Origin of the sequence: Herbaspirillum sp. C7C2, from assembly GCF_022627865.1 — a bacterium.
GTDB classification, from domain to species: domain Bacteria; phylum Pseudomonadota; class Gammaproteobacteria; order Burkholderiales; family Burkholderiaceae_D; genus Herbaspirillum; species Herbaspirillum frisingense.
Genome location: NZ_JABXGI010000001.1, coordinates 388,866 through 405,336, shown reverse-complemented (window position 1 = coordinate 405,336; position 16,471 = coordinate 388,866). Strand labels below are relative to the sequence as shown.

Below are 16,471 nucleotides of genomic sequence, written 5' to 3'. Positions count from 1 at the left end.
GTTCCTGCGCGGCGGTGTTCATGAAGGGAAGCAGCAGGCATGAAACTGATCATCCTCGATCGCGATGGCGTCATCAACCATGATTCCGACGCCTACATCAAGTCCCCCGACGAGTGGATCCCCATCAAGGGTTCACTGGAGGCGATTGCGCGCCTGAACCAGGCCGGCTATCGCGTCGTGGTGGCGACCAACCAGTCCGGCGTGGCGCGCGGCCTGTACGACATCAAGACCCTCAACGCCATCCACCAGAAGATGCACACGGCGGCCCAGCAGGTCGGTGCCGATATCGATGCAGTGTTCTTCTGCCCGCACTCGGACGCCGACAACTGCGATTGCCGCAAGCCCAAGCCGGGCATGTTCCACGAGATCGCCAAGCGCTTCAACATCAGCCTGCGCGGTGGCGTGACCACCGTCGGCGATTCGCTGCGCGACCTGCAGGCCGGCTATGTGGCCGGCTGCGCACCCTTCCTGGTGCTGACCGGCAAGGGCGAGAAGACCCAGGCCAAGGGCGGTCTGCCGCCTGGCACGCTGGTTTTCCCGGATTTATCGGCTGTGGTTGATTTCATCCTGAAGTCGCCGGTCGGGGTTTCGGTATAGTGCCGGCAGCCCGTCGCAAGGCGGGCAGCATCCCCTCACAACAACAACATGCCTTGGCATGGGAGAAACGATTTTGCGCCTAGTACTGATCCTGCGTTCGGTAGTCTTCATGGTCCTGATGGCCGTGGCCACCATCATCTGGTCCTTCGCCTGCCTGCTGTCGGCCCCCTTCCCTTACGCCCAGCGATACTGGTGGACGTCGCGCTGGAACGTCTTCGTGATCTGGACCGCGCGCGTGATCTGCGGCATCCGCTACGAGATACGCGGCAAGGAGAACCTGCCCGATGCGCCGGCAATCCTGCTGTCCAAGCACCAGTCGGCCTGGGAAACCATCTTCTACGTCATCAACAGCCCGCGTCCGCTGGTGTTCGTATTCAAGAAGGAACTGACCTATGTGCCCTTCTTCGGCTGGGGCATCGCCCTGCTGCGCATGATCCCGATCGACCGCAAGAAAGGACGTGACGCCTTTGCCCAGGTACTGGAACATGGCCGCCGCCGCCTGCAGGATGGTCAGTGGATCATGATGTTCCCCGAAGGCACGCGCACCGCAGTCGGCTCGCAAGGCAAGTACAAGGCCGGCGGTTCGCGCCTGGCGGTGGAAACCAATACCCTGGTGGTACCGGTGGCGATGAACTCCGGGGAGTGCTGGCCCAAGGGCAGCTTCATCAAGAAACCGGGGCTGATCACGGTGTCCATCGGCAAGCCGATTTCGCCGGAAGGCCTCAATCCCCAGGAGTTGAACGAGCGCGTCGAAAATTGGATAGAATCGGAGATGCGCGTGATTTCGCCGGACGTCTACAAAAACAGCGCGCCCCGGCCGGCCGCCCAAGCTGCTTCCCAGTAATGCTGCGCGGCCTCCATCCTTAGCCTATTGCCCCCAGGACGCCGCGACCACCTTGATACACCTGCGCAAACCCAAGCCCAATCCCGACCAGCTCTCGCTGCAACTGGACTTGTTTGCGGCGCCCGCAACTGCGACTGCGCCACCGGCCGAACTCGGCCCGGCGCTGCCTTCGCCGACGGTACAGCCACCGCTGATCGTCACGCCCAATCCGGTGGTGCATGCCGCGCCACTGCCCACGCCCCTGATCGCCCCCCCAGTGGCACCGGCCAGCCCACGGCCGGCCCCGCCCAGCGGGCGACCGGCCGATGGCAAGCGGCGCATCCACCTGGGTGAACACACCATCGATTTCGCCTTGTTGCGTTCCAAGCGCCGAACCATCGGCTTCCTGGTCAGCGATGAAGGTCTGCGCGTGACCGCGCCCAAGTGGGTGACCCTGGCCGAAATCGACAATGCCATCCGCGAAAAGCAACGCTGGATCCTCACCAAGCTCAACGAACGCCGCGAGCGCTCGGCACGACGCCTGCAACCGCAGATGCAATGGCGCGACGGCGCCACCCTGCCCTACCTGGGCCAGGACATCACCCTGCGTATCCGTACCGGCCAGCGCCAGGCGGTGATCCTCGATGAGGTGACGCGCGAACTGAACATCAGCCTGCCGGCCGATGCCGGCGAGCAGCAATTGAAGGATCGTGTGCAGGGCTGGCTGCAGGCGCGCGCTGAAGAGCTGTTCGGCAAGCGCCTGATGATCTATGCCGAAAAGCTGGGCGTGACCTATAGCTCCTATGCGCTGTCGTCGGCCACCACGCAGTGGGGCTCCTGCACCTCGGATGCGCGCATCCGCCTGAACTGGCGGCTGATGCATTTTGCCCTGCCGCTGATCGACTACGTGATCGCCCACGAACTGGCGCACCTGCGCGAGATGAACCACAGCCCGCGCTTCTGGGCCACGGTGCAATCGATCTTCCCCGAGTTCGAATCGGCCAAGAAGGCCTTGCGCGACAGCGCGCCGGAAACCCTGCCGATCTTCTGACCGGCGCGCCCTGGCGTGCTCAGAAACTCACATTCACGCCCACATCCAGCGAACGTCCATAGCCGGGCAAGGCTTGCAGGCTGCCGCTCTTGGCATTGGCCAGTCCCGACAGATAGACCCCGCCCAGCGGGTCGGCGTAATTGCGGTTGAACAGATTGCTGATGCCCGCATTGACGCTGATGGCCTGGTTGAAGCGATAAGCGGTCCTGAGATTGACGACGGTGTAGCTGGCGGTGACCGGTTCCAGTCGATTGCTGTCCACCAGTGTCTTACGGGCCACGTAGTTCAATTCGGCGCGGTGGGTCCAGGCACCGCGTTTCTGTTCCAGCGCAGCCAGCACGTTGAAAGGCATCATGTGATAGAGGTTGCCGCCATCGACTCGCTTGCCGCGCGTGAGACCGGCCTTGCCGGTAAAGGCAATGTCACCCAGGCCAGCGGTGCGCCACAGCGGCCATTTCCAAGAGGCATTGATACCGTACAGACGGGCATCATGGTTGGCGAACTGCAGTAGCTTGCCGGAGGCACTGCTCACGCTGTAGGGATTGAAGCTGCCGATCACATCCGCATCAATGTAGTTCTCGACATAGCTGAAGTAGGGCGTGAGCCTGAAGAACCAGCGCGGCCCGGCACCATCGCTACCCTCACTGTCCTCGCTGTGCCAGTCCGCCGTGGCCGACAGCGTATGCGCCACCTCCGGCTTGAGGTCGATATTGCCGACGTAACCGTTGCCATCGCCGAACCAGTTCGTCATGGTCATGGCCATGGTGCCGCGGCCCCAGGTGTAGCGCTCGTACAGGTTGGGAGAGCGGGTCTTGCGGGCATAGCCAAACTCGTAGGTGTGACCGGCATCGGCCTCCAGGCGCACCAGGGCCGTGGCATCGATGTTGTTGTCGCGTCGTGCGTGATCCCGTGCATTGAAGGCGTTGGCCGCCATCAGGTCGGTCATATTCATCATGCCGGTACCGTAAGGCTGCACGTTGCCGGCATCGGTCCTGACCAGTTCGTCGCGTACGCCGACCAGGGTGGTCCAGCGCGCATCGAGCTTGTGCTCCCATTCGGCGAACAGTGCCATGCGCTCGCGGCTGCCATCGTTGATGTTCACATAGGTGCTCGGCCCCATCATCATCGAGCCCGGTACTGGCGGCCAGAAATCATCGAGGTGGAAGCTGTGGAATTCGTTGCCCAGACGAAGCACGCTGGCACCGTCCTGGCCCAGATCGATGTCCGCGCGCACGCTGTAGCCCATGTCGCGGCCTCGAGTATCCATGGGCATGGTGCCGCTGCGCTCTGCGCTGAAGAAGCCCATCTCGTGTTCGGTACGCTGCCAATACAATTTGGTCAACAGCTTGCCCCAGCCAAAGCGACGGTCGTAGCCCAGGTTGGCGAAGGTGGAACGATTTCCCGTCATGTCCATGTACTGGTTCGGGAAGCCTTGATAGGGAATGTATTGCTGGCCGACCTTGAGCACCAGCTGCTGGTCGTCTCCCCGCGCCGCCAGCGTCAATGCGTGGTTGTTGCTCTCGAACTGGCTGCCGAGGACCTTGTCGCCGTTACCGTTGACATAGCTCTCGGCACGCGACTGGCTCCCCACGTAGCTGACGGACAGACTATCGCTGGCCACCGTGGCATTGACGGAGGTCGATACTTCGGAGTTGACGCTGCGTGCCGAGACCGAGAACCCACCCTTGCTCAACAACTGCCCCGCCTGTTGTGAAAACTGTGGTGCCGGCGAAGACAGTTCGATGCTGCCACCAATACTGTCGCCGCCAATGCTGACCGGCGTGATGCCGGCCACCACCCGCGTCATGCCGACCTGCGATGGTGGCATGTAGGACATGGGCGCGTTCATCTGGTTACCGCAGGCGGCGGTGACTTCCATCCCATCCAGGCGGATCTTGAGGCGGTCGGCGGCAAAGCCGTTGAGCACCGGCAGTGCCGAGACGCCACCGGCGGCAGCGGCATAGAAGCCTGGTTGGTCGCGCAGCAGCGCGGTGCTGTCAGCGCTTGCCGCAGTGGCTGCGGTGCTCGGAGCCGACGACTCGCCATGGACTGTGACGGTGGGCAGACGGGTGTCGTCGGTGCTTTGTGCCAGCGCATGGCCGCACGCAGCGAAGGCCAGCGCAATGGCGCAGGCGCAAGGTGTCAATTGCATGGAACTCCCCTGTGATTGTCGTTATCGGTAGGCTGACAATTATCAGGAAGAGCGGCGCTGCAGGGCTGCGACATATTGTCGCGACCCGCCGCTTGAAGCGACGACGATGACGGTGATGCAAAGAGGACAAGGGGATGGGCAACTGCGTCAAATTGACGCAGTTGCCGGACGACTCATCAGAATCAATGCTTCAGGTAACGCTCTGCCAGGGTTTCATACAGCGGCGGCGCAAAGACCTTGGAGACGGCTGACGCGATCAAGGCAGTCGCCATCAACGAAATCACCAGTGCGTGGCCGTCGACCATTTCCATCACGATCACGAAGGCGGTGATCGGTGACTGCGTCACTGCCGCCAGGTAGCCGACCATGGCCAGCGCCACCAGCATGGGCAGCGAAGTCCCGCCGAAGAGCAGGTGCAGCAGGTTGCCGAAACCGGCGCCGATGGACAGCGAGGGCGCGAAAATCCCGCCCGGCAGGCCCGGCAGGTAAGAACCGATCATCGAGGCGAACTTCAGGAAGGGATAGAACACCGACAATCCCTGGCCATCATTGAGCAAGCCGTGCGCCTGCTCGTAGCCGCTTCCGAAGGTGGCGCCACCGGCCGCTACGCCGATGACGGCGACGACGAAACCGCAACCGGCGGCAAAGGCCACCGGACGTTCGGCGCGCAGGGTCAGGACGGGAGCAGGAATCCAGCGGGTGGGATTGAGGATCAGCCAGCAGAACAGGCCGCCGGCCACGCCGGTCAGCACGGCCGTGACCACCACCGCCAGGATCAGCCGGCCACTGGTCTCGCCGGGAAAGGCGATCGAACCGAAATAGGTGTAGTTGCCATTGATGGACAAGGCCACCAGGCCGGCGAAGATGATGGTGGTGATGACCACCCCGCTGGCGCGTTGCTCGAAGCTGCGCGAGAGTTCTTCGATGGCAAAGACGATCCCGGCCAGCGGGGTATTGAACGCGGCAGCCAGACCGGCTGCCGCGCCGGCCAGGATCAGGCGGCGCTCCATGTGTTCGTATCCGGCCGGATACAGGCGGCGCAGGTTGTACATGATGGCCGCACCGATCTGCACCGTCGGCCCTTCCCGGCCGATGGTCATGCCACCGGCAATGGCCACCACCGAGAGCACGATCTTGCCGACCATGACACGAATGGAAAGCAGCGCATTGCCACGCTCGGCGGTATCCCCGTGCAAGGTAGCGATGGCCTGGGGAATGCCGCTGCCTTCAGACCCGGGGAAGTAGCGCCGCGTGATCCAGACGCATGCGGCACAGACGGCCGGCGTCAACAGCAACGGCAGCCAGGGCGAGCGATGTTCGATACTGCGAAAGACACCGAAACCGATCTCGATGGCCTGCGCATACAGGACCGCCACCAGGCCGACGATGATGGCGCCGCTCCAGAGAATGCCGTATTCGACCCACAGGCGACGCATGTGGCTTTTGGAAAGTTGGTAGAGGCTCAATTGGCGTTCCTGTTGTCGTTGTGGGTGGAGTGATGTGGCTTCCACGTGGGTACCGGAGTAGCAACCGGCCAGTCTTCGCAATGAAAAAAGCCCGCATGAGCGGGCTGGCAGGCTGGCAGTCGCTCGCCTCAGTCGGCGGCGTTGTACTGCTCTTTCTTCTGGATGAACTCGATCTTGTAGCCATCCGGGTCGGTGACGAAGGCGATCACGGTCTTGCCGTGCTTCATCGGGCCGGCTTCGCGGGTGACCGCGCCGCCCTTGGCCTTGACCGCGTCGCAGGCGGCATAGGCGTCATCGACCTCGATGGCGATATGACCGTAGGCGTTGCCCAGGTCGTAGGATTCGGTGTCCCAGTTATGGGTCAGTTCGAGCACGGTGTGATCACGTTCTTCGCCGTAACCGACGAAAGCCAGCGTGAACTTGCCGTCAGGGTAGTCATTCCTGCGCAGCAGCTTCATGCCCAGCACCTGGGTATAGAAATCGATGGAACGATCCAGATTTCCCACACGCAGCATCGTATGCAACATTCTCACTTGGCGACTCCTTTTGATTCATGGCTAATGTGACGCAAGCCGACATTATCCCCGATTTGGGGGACTCGCGCCCAGGGCGGGCAGATGCGGGGCGGTCAGGCAGTCGGTGGCCAGCAGAGGGAGACTCAAAAAAAACGGGCAATCCGTGGATTGCCCGTTTTTCCTCAAGATGGCTAGCGCCGTGGATGTCCTGGACCGTTAGCGGGTGACCAGTCCCGTGTCCTGCCTCAACGGCCGTAGTAGTAAGCGGAACGGTCGTCGTAGCGATAACGGTCGTCGTAACGATAGGTGCGCACTTCGGTACGCTCAACGTAACGCACCGGGCGCGGCGGCGGAGGTGCGTAATAACGCGGTTGCTCGTACACCACCTGCTGCGGCGGCTGGTAGTACACCGGCTGGGGGGCCTGGTAATAGACCTGCTGTGGCGGGGCCTGATAGACCGGTGCGGAATTGGCGTTGGCGATCAGCGATCCGATGGCGACGGCGCCGATGATACCGGCAGCGATGGCCGCTCCGTTGCCGCCCCGGTCATGCGCCATGGCGGGCGCGCTGACGACTGCAGCAGAAGCAAGAAGAGTGGTGGCGATCAATACCGATGCGATTTTTTTGCTGGCCATGATTGGCTCCTGTCAAAGTAGTCCGCGATCTGTCGCGGCACGATTCCAATATAAGACAGCTTCAGCTCAAATCCACCAAATATGAAACTTCGTTACAGTTCTTACGGATGGGCCAAGCGTCTGTAATAAAGTGCAACGCGGCACCATCCAGTGGCGCGAACCAGGGTGAATCAGGCCTGGCGGGCCGCCAGCAGGTTGGCCAATGCCACGAACTGTTGCACCGGCACGGCTTCCGGGCGGTCCTGGGGATCGACGCCGGCCTGGCGCAGTTCGTCTTCGCTGAACAGGCCCGCCACGCAGTTGCGGATGACCTTGCGACGTTGCGAGAAGGCCTTGGTCACCACCTGCTCCAGCAGGGCCTGCTGGCAGGGCATGGGCTGGGCCAGCGGGATCATGCGCACGATGGCGGAATCGACCTTGGGCGGCGGGTCGAAGGCGGTAGGAGGCACCACGAACAGCAGCTCCATGTGATACCGCCATTGCAGCATCACCGACAGGCGCCCGTAGGCCTTGCCACCCGGTTCGGCCACCATACGCTCGACCACTTCCTTTTGCAGCATGAAGTGCTGGTCCTGCACCTGCGGGGCGATCTCGGCCAGGTGGAACAGCAGCGGGCTGGAGATGTTGTAGGGGAGGTTGCCGACCACGCGCAGCTTGCGCCCTTCCGGTACCGGGATGCTGGCGAAATCGAACTTGAGCGCGTCGGCCGAATGCACGGTCAGGCGGGCGGCATCGAAGCGCTTCTTGAGGCGTTCCACCAGATCGCGATCCAGTTCCACCACGTGCAGGTGGCGCAGTTCCTCCAGCAGCAAGGCCGTCATCGCCGCCAGGCCGGGACCGATTTCAACCATGGCGTCATCGGCGGCGGGTGCGATGGAGCGGATGATGTCGTGCAGCACCAGGTCGTCGGTGAGGAAGTTCTGGCCGAAGCGCTTGCGCGGGATATGTTTCATGGTCTGCTCTTGTGTTGTGTTGCGGCGGGCCTCACTGGCCCGCGTTCTGTTGCCGGCGCGCCATGTCGGCGGCGGCGCGGATGGCCACCAGCATGCTGCCGTGGTCGGCGTGTCCCAGGCCGGCGGCGGCCAGGTCCAGGGCGGTACCGTGATCGACCGAGGTGCGGATCAGGGGCAGTCCGAGCGTGATGTTGATGCCATGTCCGAAACTGGCGAACTTGAGCACTGGCAGACCCTGGTCATGGTACATGGCCAGCACGCAATCGGCTTGCTCCAGGTACTTGGGCTGGAACAGGGTGTCGGCCGGATACGGGCCTCGGGCATCGATGCCACGGGCACGGGCGGCTTCCAGTGCGGGCGTGATGACCTCGATTTCCTCTCGGCCCAGATAACCGTTTTCACCGGCATGCGGATTGAGCCCGGTGACCAGGATGCGCGGGCTGGCGATGCCGAACTTGCCGCGCAGGTCGGCCTGCAGGATGTCCAGCGTGCGCGCCAGGCTGGCGGCGGTAATGGCGGCCGGCACATCCTTCAAGGCCAGGTGCGTGGTGGCCAGGGCCACACGCAGATGGGGGGCATCGCCACCGGCCAGCATCATCACGACCTGCGGGGTGTGGGTGACCTCGGCCAGGTATTCGGTATGGCCGGTAAAGGCGACGCCGGCATCGTTGATGCTGCTTTTTTGCAGCGGGGCGGTGACGATGGCGGCGAAAGCGCCAGCCAGCGCCCCCTGCACGGCCAGGTCCAGTGTCTGCAGCACGGCGCGGCCATTGCGCGCATCCAGTACGCCCGGGCGCACCGGTTCGGCCACGGGGCAGTCAATGACGGTGAGGCAGTCCTGCGGGAAGTGCGGCAGGCCGCTGTTGCGCCAGGCCTGGATGGAGATGGCGGCCACGCGCATGGCCGGATCGATGTCATGGGCGGTCTGGGCCAGCAGCGCGGCATCCCCCAACAGGATGCAGCGCACCTGCGCGCGCAGCTCCCAGGCGGCACGCAGGGAAATCTCCGGACCGATGCCGGCCGGTTCGCCGCAGGTCAGGGCAAGAATGGGGCGGTTCATGGCGTCTTCAGGACTCACGATAGCGGGCTTCAAAAAGCGGGCTTCAAAAATGCAAGAGCCGGCAACGGGGCCGGCCTCTTGCGCGGGTGGGAGGGCACAGAGGCGCCCTCTTATCCTCCTGTCACTGCACTTCACTGCACTTACTCGTCGTTGCGGTACTCGACGTAGGCGCGGTCGCGGATCTGGCGCATCCAGTCCTCGGTGGCTTCCTCGATCTTGCGATCGCGGATGGCCTGGCGCGCAGCCTGGCGGGTGCGTTCCTTGGAAGCGTCGTCGGTCTTGCGCTCGACCACCTGGATCAGGTGGTAACCGAACGGGGTCTCGATGGGCTGGCTGACTTCGCCCGGCTTCAACTGGTCCATGGCGCGTTCGAACTCGGGGACGGTGTCACCGGGGTAGATCCAGCCCAGGTCACCGCCCTTGGAGGCGGACAGATCATTGGAGTACAGCTTGGCCAGTTCCTCGAAAGAGGCGCCGTGGTCCAGGCGTTCCTTGAGTTCGGTCAGCTTGCGCTTGGCTTCGGCGGCAGTGACCACCTGGTTGACCTTGATCAGGATGTGGCGCACATGGGTCTGCTGCACAGCCGGGGCAGCGGCCTGGGTACCACCGGCGTCGCGGCGGCCGACCAGCTTGAGGATGTGGAAGCCATTACCGCTCTTGAGCAGGCCGCTGACCTGGCCATCCTGCAGCTTGGCCACGCCGTCGAGGAACAGCTGCGGCAGGCGATCGGTAGGACGCCAGCCGAGATCGCCACCGGTGAGGGCGTCGGCAGAGTCGGAATACGCGGCCGCGGTCTTGGCGAAATCAGCACCGGTCTTCAGTTGACGCAGGACATCCTCGGCGCGTTCACGACGGGCGGCCAGTTGTTCGGGGGATGCGTTTTCGGGCACGCGGATCAGGATCTGGGCGATGTCGAGTTCCTGGCGCTGGCCACCGGCATTGGCTTCGGCGGCGAGGTAGTTGTCGATCTCGGATTCTGTGACCACCACCTTGTTGTCGACCTCGCGCTCGCGCAGGCGCTGGCTGAGGATTTCACGGCGGATCTCTTCGCGGAAGCTGGCGTAGTTCATGCCCTCGGATTCCAGGCGGGCGCGGAATTCCGGCATCGACAGCTTGTTCTGTTCGGCAATGCGCTGCATGGCACGATCCAGCATGCTGTCGTCGACCACGATGCCGTTTTCCTTGGCCATCTGGGCCTGGGCCCGTTCGACGATCATGCGTTCGACCAGTTGACGCACCAGTTGCGCACGCGGCGGCAGCTGCACGTTCTGCGCAGCCATGCGCTTTTCCACGCTGGCCAGGCGTTCGGCCACTTCCTGGCGGGTGATGACTTCGTTATTCACCACCACCAGGATCGAATCCACCGGGCGTGGATCGACGCGGCCGCCGGTTGTGGTGGCCGGGGTGGCCACCGCTGCCGCAGGTGCTGCGGCCGGCACCGCCGGCTTGGCAGCAGCCGGCTTGGTGGCGGGCTTGGACGCCGCCTTGGCCGGTGCGGCCTGCTGGGTGCTGGCCGCGGTCTCGGGCGGTGTCACGGGGATGATGGTGGTCGCGAACTGCGCATGCGCATTGCTGATCACGCCCAGCATGCACAGCAGCGCGGTCACTGTTTTGGTTGTTGCGAGGTGGGGTGTACGCATATTACGCATGGACTAATCGTTGGTTCGTAAAAGGTTAGAAGTTGTTGTTGCCGGTCATGGAGTCCGGCAGGTTCACGTTCTGGTAACCGGGCACGCTGCTCTTGATCGCCTCCATTGGGTTGGAACCGATCTTGGAGAAGCCATTGAGTTCGAGCTGGATGAAGAAGCCCGTGGACGCCTTGGTAGAGGACGTCGGAATGCGCTGCGCGACCACCCGGAAGACCCAGCAATCGGCCTTGTATTCGAAGCCGGCCAGGCCTTCGGCCACGGTGCGGTCGGGGATGGAATAGTTCATGCGGCCCACGGCGTAGATACGCTGGGTCAGGGGCCATTGACCGGAAATGTCCACCTGCTTGAGCGGGTCGAGCACGCCGGTGTAGGGATTGATATAGGTACGGTCGAGACGGTATTGCAGGTTCAGCACGCGCTTGGGGGCGGGCTGCCAGCGGATGCCGAAGGTCGAACGCACCATCTGGCGCAGGGTTTCGCTGTACTGCACCGTGTTGTCGGTGGAGAATTCGCGCGTGATCTGGCCACCCAGTGCCAGCAGCAGGTCGGACTTGCTGCCCAGCGTGGTGGTGGTGGTGCCACTGATGCCGACCTTGGGATCGGTGAAGTAATAGCGTTGGCCGACTGCGGCGCGCAGACGCTCCAGGCCGTTCTCCTCGATCAGGCGGGAGGTCACGGCGGCAGTCAGCTGGTTGGCATCGCTGATGCGGTCGTGGCCGACGAAGCGGTTCTCGGTGAATATCTGGGCAAAGTTGAAGTCCGCCAGGCCCGAATCGAAGACCGGGAATTGTGACTGGTCGCGATAGGGCGTGCGCACATAGAACAGGCGCGGTTCCAGTGTTTGCGTCATGCTGCGGCCGAGCAGGTTGGATTCACGCTCGAAGATCATGCCCGAGTCCAGCGACAGGGTCGGCAAGGTACGCGAGAAGGTAGTCGGCTGCCCAACTGAAGTGTTGTTCAGGCTGTATTGCGTGGCATCCAGGATCACCTTGGGCGTGATGAAATAGCCGGGACGGATGATCGGATACGACACGGTCTGCGTCACATAGCTGCGATCGCCTCCGACCAGATCGCCGCTGCTGAAACGGGTGAATTCGGCGACCGTATTGAAATCGAAGCCGCCGACGTCATAGCGGGTACCGTTGAAAGTCAGCTGAGGTACACGGTCGTAGGGCTTACTAATCGGTGCATTGACATCTTGAAGCAGTTGGTACTTGGAAACCAGGCCAACGACGCTCCAATAGGTGCTGCCATAGCTTAGGCTGACATTACGCGGCAACAAACGCTGTGTACTAGCCGTGATGGAATGCGCGAAATCGGACGGATAGTCGTTGTCCGAAGCCTTGTTCAGGTTCCACGCCAGCTGCAGGCCGGGGGCCAGGGTCTGGTTATGGATCGAGGACAGCGAATAGCGCCCGGTGCCGGTAACCCGATCCTGGATGCCTTCGACATAGGTGACACCATTGTAGCTATCGCCCATGTAACGGGTTTCGGCCCCCATTTGCAGGCCGCGCCGGGCGATATACTTCGGCACCAGCGTCATATCATAGTTGGGCGCCAGGTTGAAGTAATAGGGTACCGCGACTTCGGCCCCACCATTGGTGGTCATCCCGATGGTGGGCGGCAACACACCAGACTTGCGCTCGCCCGACAAGGGGAACGACATCCAGGGTGCGCCCAGGATGGGCACATCCTTGAAATAAACCAGACCGCCATGCATGACGCCCTCGTCACGGCCGCTGTCCAGGTCCATGGTATTGGCGCGCAGGTACCAGTCCGGGTCCGGGGCTTCGCAGGTGCTGTAGGTGCCACGGGTCACCTGCGCCTCATCGTCGGAGATGAAATCGATGCGTTCGGCCTTGCCGCGTCCGCCGTTCTTGCCCAGCAGATAAGTCGGCTTGGTCACGTAGCCCGCGCCGGTGCCTATGTTCATCTGGGCATAGTCGCCCGTGTATTGGTCCTGCAGGCGCTGCATCCAGACGTGCCCGGTCGCTTCGACCTCGTCCTGGATGATGCGGTATTCGGCCTTGTCGGACTTGATGGTGGTGCTGCCCTTGACCAGTTCGACGTCGCGATCGAGGTTGACCTGGCGATCCGGACGGCCGGTCATCTGCTCGGCACTGACATTGACCGGGGCGTCCTGGTCCTGCGCCGGGGTGGGTGCTGGCGAGGCCGTGGGCAGGCTCATCTGCGCGTGCACGGAAAGCGGCAACAGGGCCGAGGCCGAAGCCACCACCATTGCCGAAGAAAACAGACGCGCCAGCCGCCAGTTGACAGTACGTTCAGTTAAAGACTTGGAAAACCGGATCATGAAAAGAGAGGCTAGATACCGTGCAGGCGGATTTTTTGGGGTTAATCCCTTATTATATGGGAACTCAACCACGTCCAACGATTTCCTCAGATAGTTCATGTCTTCACCTGGTTCCAACCCCGATTCCCGCCTGTCCGAACTGCAAGCCTGGCTGTCCACCCTGGCCGCCACGCCCGTGCTGCCCTCTTCCCTGCGCCCGGCCTCGGCCGACGCCAGTTTCCGCCGATATTTCCGCGTAGACACGCCGGACGGTGGCACGGCCATCGTCATGGATGCCCCACCGCCGCAGGAAGACGTTCGCCCCTTCGTCAAGGTCGCCGGCCTCTTCGGCGAAACCGGCGTGACCGTGCCCAAGGTGTTGGCGCAGGATGCGGAGCGCGGTTTCCTGCTGCTTTCGGACCTGGGTTCGACCACCTACCTGTCGCAACTGTCAGCCGATAGCGCGCACGCACTATACATGGACGCGATCGAGGCCCTGGTACTTTTACAAGCGCAAAGCAAGCCCGAAGCGCTGCCCGAGTATGACCGGCCGCTGCTGCTGCGCGAGCTGGAACTGTTCCGCGAGTGGTATATCGGCAAGCACCTGGGCGTGACGCTCACCGACGAGCAGAATGCGGTGCTGGACAAGACCTTCGACGCCATCCTGGCCAACAACCTGGCGCAAGCGCAGGTCTATGTGCATCGGGACTACCATTCGCGCAACCTGATGGTGATGCCCAAGGGCAATCCGGGCATCCTCGATTTCCAGGATGCGGTCTATGGCCCCATCACCTATGACCTGGTTTCGCTGCTGCGCGATGCCTACATCCAGTGGGACGAGGAAATGGTGCTGGACTGGGCCATCCGTTACTGGGAAAAGGCGCGCCGCGCCGGCCTGCCAGTGACACCCGACATCGACAGTTTCTACCGTGACTTCGAGTGGATGGGCCTGCAGCGCCATCTGAAGGTACTCGGCATCTTCGCCCGTCTGTGGCATCGCGATGGCAAGGATGGCTACCTGAAGGACATCCCGCTGGTGATGGAATACACCCTCAAGACCGCGCGCCGCTACGTGGCCTTCACCCCGCTGGTGCGCCTGATCGAAAAGCTGGAACAGGAACACGCACCCAAGTTCGGCTACACCTTCTGAGGCGCCGACCATGAAAGCCATGATCTTCGCCGCCGGACGCGGCGAGCGTATGCGTCCGCTGACCGATACCTGCCCCAAGCCGCTGTTGAAGGTCCGCGGCCGACCGTTGATCGTCTGGCAGATCCTGTCGCTGGTGCGCGCCGGCATCACCGAGATCGTCATCAACCATGCCCATCTGGGGCAGATGATCGAAGACACCCTGGGTGACGGCAGCCGCTACGGTGCGCAATTGCGCTACTCAGCCGAAGGCACGGCGCTGGAAACCGCAGGCGGCATCGTCCAGGCGCGCCACCTGCTGGGCGAGGAGCCTTTCATTGCAGTATCCGGCGACATCTGGTGCCCGCACTTCGATTACTCCGAACTGCTGAGCGTGCTGGAAGACGAAGACCCGTGGGGCAATCCGCTGCCGGAAGAAAAACGCGACATGGCCTGGCTGTATCTGGTCAAGAATCCGCCCTTCCATCCAGCAGGCGACTTCGCACTGAACAATTTCGCCCTCTCCAATGACGGTGAACCCAAGCTGACCTTCGCCAACATTGGCGTGTACCGTCCGCAGATGTTCGATGGCATCACCCCTGGCGAGCATGCCAAGCTCGGTCCGCTCTTGCGCGAGTATGCGGCGCAAGGCCGTATCGGCGGCGACGTCTATCGCGGCGTGTGGCACAACGTCGGTACCATCGAACAACTGGAAGCACTGAACCAGCCGCCCCAAGGAAACCAGCCATGAGCTTCGACGCCACTCCCTTCGCCGCCCGCCGGGCGCGTCTGATCGCCAGCCTGCAACAAGCCGGAGGGGGCGTGGCCATCATCCCGACCGCGCCCGAGGTGATGCGCAACCGCGATGCCGACTATCCGTATCGCCATGACAGCTATTTCTACTACCTGACCGGCTTCACCGAACCTGAGGCGGTGCTGGTGCTGGTCGCCGGCAAGGAAAACCGTAGCATCCTGTTCTGCCGCGACAAGAACCTGGAACGCGAGATCTGGGACGGCTACCGTCACGGCCCGCAAGCCGCACAGCAGCTGTTCGCCCTGGACGCCGCCCATCCCATCGAGGAACTGGACAAGAGCATGCCCGCCCTGCTGGCCGACGCTCGCGCGGTCTACTTTGCACTGGGCCAGGACGACCAGCGCGATGCACAATTGCAGCGCTGGCTGCAAGGCGTGCGTGCACTGGCGCGCAGCGGCGTGTCGGCGCCGGGTGCCGTGGTCGATGTGAACGTGCTGCTGGACGACATGCGCCTGTTCAAGGACGCCTTCGAGATCGACCTCATGAAGCGCGCCGGCGTCATTTCCGCAGAGGCGCATTGCCGCGCCATGCGCATCTGCCGCCCCGGTCTGCGTGAATACCACCTGGAAGCCGAGCTGCTGCACGAATTCCGTCGCAACGGTTCGCAATATCCGGCCTACGGCTCCATCGTCGCCACCGGTGCCAACAGTTGCGTGCTGCACTATCGCGCCGGCGACGCCGAGATCAAGGACGGCGATCTGGTACTCATCGACGCCGGCTGCGAACTGGACAGCTACGCCTCCGACATCACCCGCACCTTCCCGGCCAACGGCCGCTTCAGTGGTCCGCAAAAGGCACTGTATGAAATCGTGCTGGCCGCGCAGGCGGCCGCCATCACCGAAACCGCACCGGGCAAGCGTTTCATGGACGGACATGATGCCGCCGTGCGCGTACTGGCGCAGGGCATGCTGGACACCGGCCTGCTGGACAAGAGCAAGGTCGGCTCGCTGGAGGACGTTATCGAAAAGGGCGACTATCGTCAGTTCTACATGCACCGCACCGGCCACTGGCTGGGGATGGATGTGCATGACGTGGGCGACTATCGCGATCCGGCCACCGCCGACGGCAGCAAACCCTGGCGTACGCTACAGGCGGGCATGGTGCTGACCATCGAGCCTGGCATCTATGTGCGTCCGGGTGAAGGCGTGCCGGAACAGTTCTGGAACATCGGCATCCGCATCGAGGATGACGCCCATGTCACCCCCGCCGGCTGCGAGCTGCTGACCACCGGCGTCCCCACCCGGGTTGACGACATCGAAGCCCTGATGCGCCAGGGCTGACCGGTGGGCATCGGGATCACCGCTGCCCGCCCCCAGGACTCCACGGCATGCGCCGGATCA

Annotated in this window: 14 protein-coding genes; 6 read left to right on the top strand and 8 right to left on the bottom strand. The window is 63.0% G+C overall.

Going from position 1 to position 16,471, the window contains the following annotated elements; all coding sequences use genetic code 11:
• The first annotated feature begins 39 nt into the window (after positions 1–39).
• The 3 genes from gmhB to HWE04_RS01915 are packed head-to-tail and all read left to right on the top strand — an operon-like array spanning position 40 to position 2,471.
• Positions 40–597 (top strand): D-glycero-beta-D-manno-heptose 1,7-bisphosphate 7-phosphatase, encoded by a 558-nt coding sequence (gmhB, locus tag HWE04_RS01925; RefSeq protein ID WP_006462865.1) that lies wholly within the window; start codon positions 40–42, stop codon positions 595–597.
• 58 nt (positions 598–655) lie between these two features.
• On the top strand, positions 656–1,441 hold the full coding sequence (locus HWE04_RS01920; protein ID WP_102661735.1) for a lysophospholipid acyltransferase family protein: 786 nt from the start codon (positions 656–658) through the stop codon (positions 1,439–1,441).
• Between the two features lie 52 nt (positions 1,442–1,493).
• Positions 1,494–2,471 carry a M48 family metallopeptidase gene (locus tag HWE04_RS01915; protein WP_241811323.1) on the top strand — a complete coding sequence of 326 codons (978 nt, stop codon included), beginning with the start codon at positions 1,494–1,496 and terminating at the stop codon, positions 2,469–2,471.
• Between the two features lie 19 nt (positions 2,472–2,490).
• On the opposite strand, the gene HWE04_RS01910 is transcribed toward HWE04_RS01915, so the two are convergent.
• From HWE04_RS01910 to HWE04_RS01875, 8 genes are all read right to left on the bottom strand, one after another.
• A complete protein-coding gene (locus HWE04_RS01910) occupies positions 2,491–4,623 on the bottom strand; it encodes a TonB-dependent receptor (protein WP_241811322.1) in 2,133 nt (710 codons plus the stop codon).
• Positions 4,624–4,805: 182 nt separating this feature from the next.
• A complete protein-coding gene (locus HWE04_RS01905; RefSeq protein ID WP_241811532.1) occupies positions 4,806–6,059 on the bottom strand; it encodes a chloride channel protein in 1,254 nt (417 codons plus the stop codon).
• Positions 6,060–6,217: 158 nt separating this feature from the next.
• Positions 6,218–6,622, bottom strand: a complete 405-nt coding sequence (gene gloA, locus HWE04_RS01900; RefSeq protein WP_006462860.1) for a lactoylglutathione lyase — start codon at positions 6,620–6,622, stop codon at positions 6,218–6,220.
• Positions 6,623–6,849: 227 nt separating this feature from the next.
• Positions 6,850–7,239, bottom strand: coding sequence for a hypothetical protein (locus HWE04_RS01895; protein ID WP_006462859.1), 390 nt, complete (start codon positions 7,237–7,239; stop codon positions 6,850–6,852).
• A 170-nt stretch (positions 7,240–7,409) separates the two neighbouring features.
• Positions 7,410–8,192, bottom strand: a complete 783-nt coding sequence (rsmA, locus tag HWE04_RS01890; RefSeq protein WP_241811321.1) for a 16S rRNA (adenine(1518)-N(6)/adenine(1519)-N(6))-dimethyltransferase RsmA — start codon at positions 8,190–8,192, stop codon at positions 7,410–7,412.
• Positions 8,193–8,223: 31 nt separating this feature from the next.
• Positions 8,224–9,252 carry a 4-hydroxythreonine-4-phosphate dehydrogenase PdxA gene (pdxA, locus tag HWE04_RS01885; RefSeq protein WP_241811320.1) on the bottom strand — a complete coding sequence of 343 codons (1,029 nt, stop codon included), beginning with the start codon at positions 9,250–9,252 and terminating at the stop codon, positions 8,224–8,226.
• 140 nt (positions 9,253–9,392) lie between these two features.
• Positions 9,393–10,901: a peptidylprolyl isomerase gene (locus HWE04_RS01880; protein ID WP_241811319.1), complete on the bottom strand. Its 1,509-nt coding sequence runs from the start codon at positions 10,899–10,901 to the stop codon at positions 9,393–9,395.
• Between the two features lie 25 nt (positions 10,902–10,926).
• Positions 10,927–13,212 carry an LPS-assembly protein LptD gene (locus tag HWE04_RS01875; protein ID WP_241811318.1) on the bottom strand — a complete coding sequence of 762 codons (2,286 nt, stop codon included), beginning with the start codon at positions 13,210–13,212 and terminating at the stop codon, positions 10,927–10,929.
• A gap of 97 nt (positions 13,213–13,309) precedes the next feature.
• Between HWE04_RS01875 and HWE04_RS01870 the strand changes: the two genes are divergently transcribed.
• The 3 genes from HWE04_RS01870 to HWE04_RS01860 are packed head-to-tail and all read left to right on the top strand — an operon-like array spanning position 13,310 to position 16,411.
• A complete protein-coding gene (locus HWE04_RS01870) occupies positions 13,310–14,341 on the top strand; it encodes an aminoglycoside phosphotransferase family protein (RefSeq protein ID WP_241811317.1) in 1,032 nt (343 codons plus the stop codon).
• Between the two features lie 10 nt (positions 14,342–14,351).
• Positions 14,352–15,068, top strand: a complete 717-nt coding sequence (murU, locus tag HWE04_RS01865; RefSeq protein ID WP_241811316.1) for an N-acetylmuramate alpha-1-phosphate uridylyltransferase MurU — start codon at positions 14,352–14,354, stop codon at positions 15,066–15,068.
• Positions 15,065–16,411, top strand: a complete 1,347-nt coding sequence (locus tag HWE04_RS01860; protein WP_241811315.1) for an aminopeptidase P N-terminal domain-containing protein — start codon at positions 15,065–15,067, stop codon at positions 16,409–16,411. Before murU ends, HWE04_RS01860 begins: the two co-directional genes overlap by 4 nt.
• Positions 16,412–16,471 lie beyond the last annotated feature (60 nt).

Bases quoted from the DNA above. Each gene is read 5' to 3' on its own strand.
- pdxA (WP_241811320.1), bottom strand. From the start codon at position 9,252: ATGAACCGCCCCATTCTTGCCCTGACCTGCGGCGAACCGGCCGGCATC.
- HWE04_RS01875 (WP_241811318.1), bottom strand. From the start codon at position 13,212: ATGATCCGGTTTTCCAAGTCTTTAACTGAACGTACTGTCAACTGGCGG.
- HWE04_RS01870 (WP_241811317.1), top strand. From the start codon at position 13,310: ATGTCTTCACCTGGTTCCAACCCCGATTCCCGCCTGTCCGAACTGCAA.
- murU (WP_241811316.1), top strand. From the start codon at position 14,352: ATGAAAGCCATGATCTTCGCCGCCGGACGCGGCGAGCGTATGCGTCCG.
- HWE04_RS01910 (WP_241811322.1), bottom strand. From the start codon at position 4,623: ATGCAATTGACACCTTGCGCCTGCGCCATTGCGCTGGCCTTCGCTGCG.
- HWE04_RS01905 (WP_241811532.1), bottom strand. From the start codon at position 6,059: ATGCGTCGCCTGTGGGTCGAATACGGCATTCTCTGGAGCGGCGCCATC.
- HWE04_RS01895 (WP_006462859.1), bottom strand. From the start codon at position 7,239: ATGGCCAGCAAAAAAATCGCATCGGTATTGATCGCCACCACTCTTCTT.
- rsmA (WP_241811321.1), bottom strand. From the start codon at position 8,192: ATGAAACATATCCCGCGCAAGCGCTTCGGCCAGAACTTCCTCACCGAC.
- HWE04_RS01920 (WP_102661735.1), top strand. From the start codon at position 656: ATGGGAGAAACGATTTTGCGCCTAGTACTGATCCTGCGTTCGGTAGTC.
- HWE04_RS01860 (WP_241811315.1), top strand. From the start codon at position 15,065: ATGAGCTTCGACGCCACTCCCTTCGCCGCCCGCCGGGCGCGTCTGATC.
- HWE04_RS01880 (WP_241811319.1), bottom strand. From the start codon at position 10,901: ATGCGTAATATGCGTACACCCCACCTCGCAACAACCAAAACAGTGACC.
- gmhB (WP_006462865.1), top strand. From the start codon at position 40: ATGAAACTGATCATCCTCGATCGCGATGGCGTCATCAACCATGATTCC.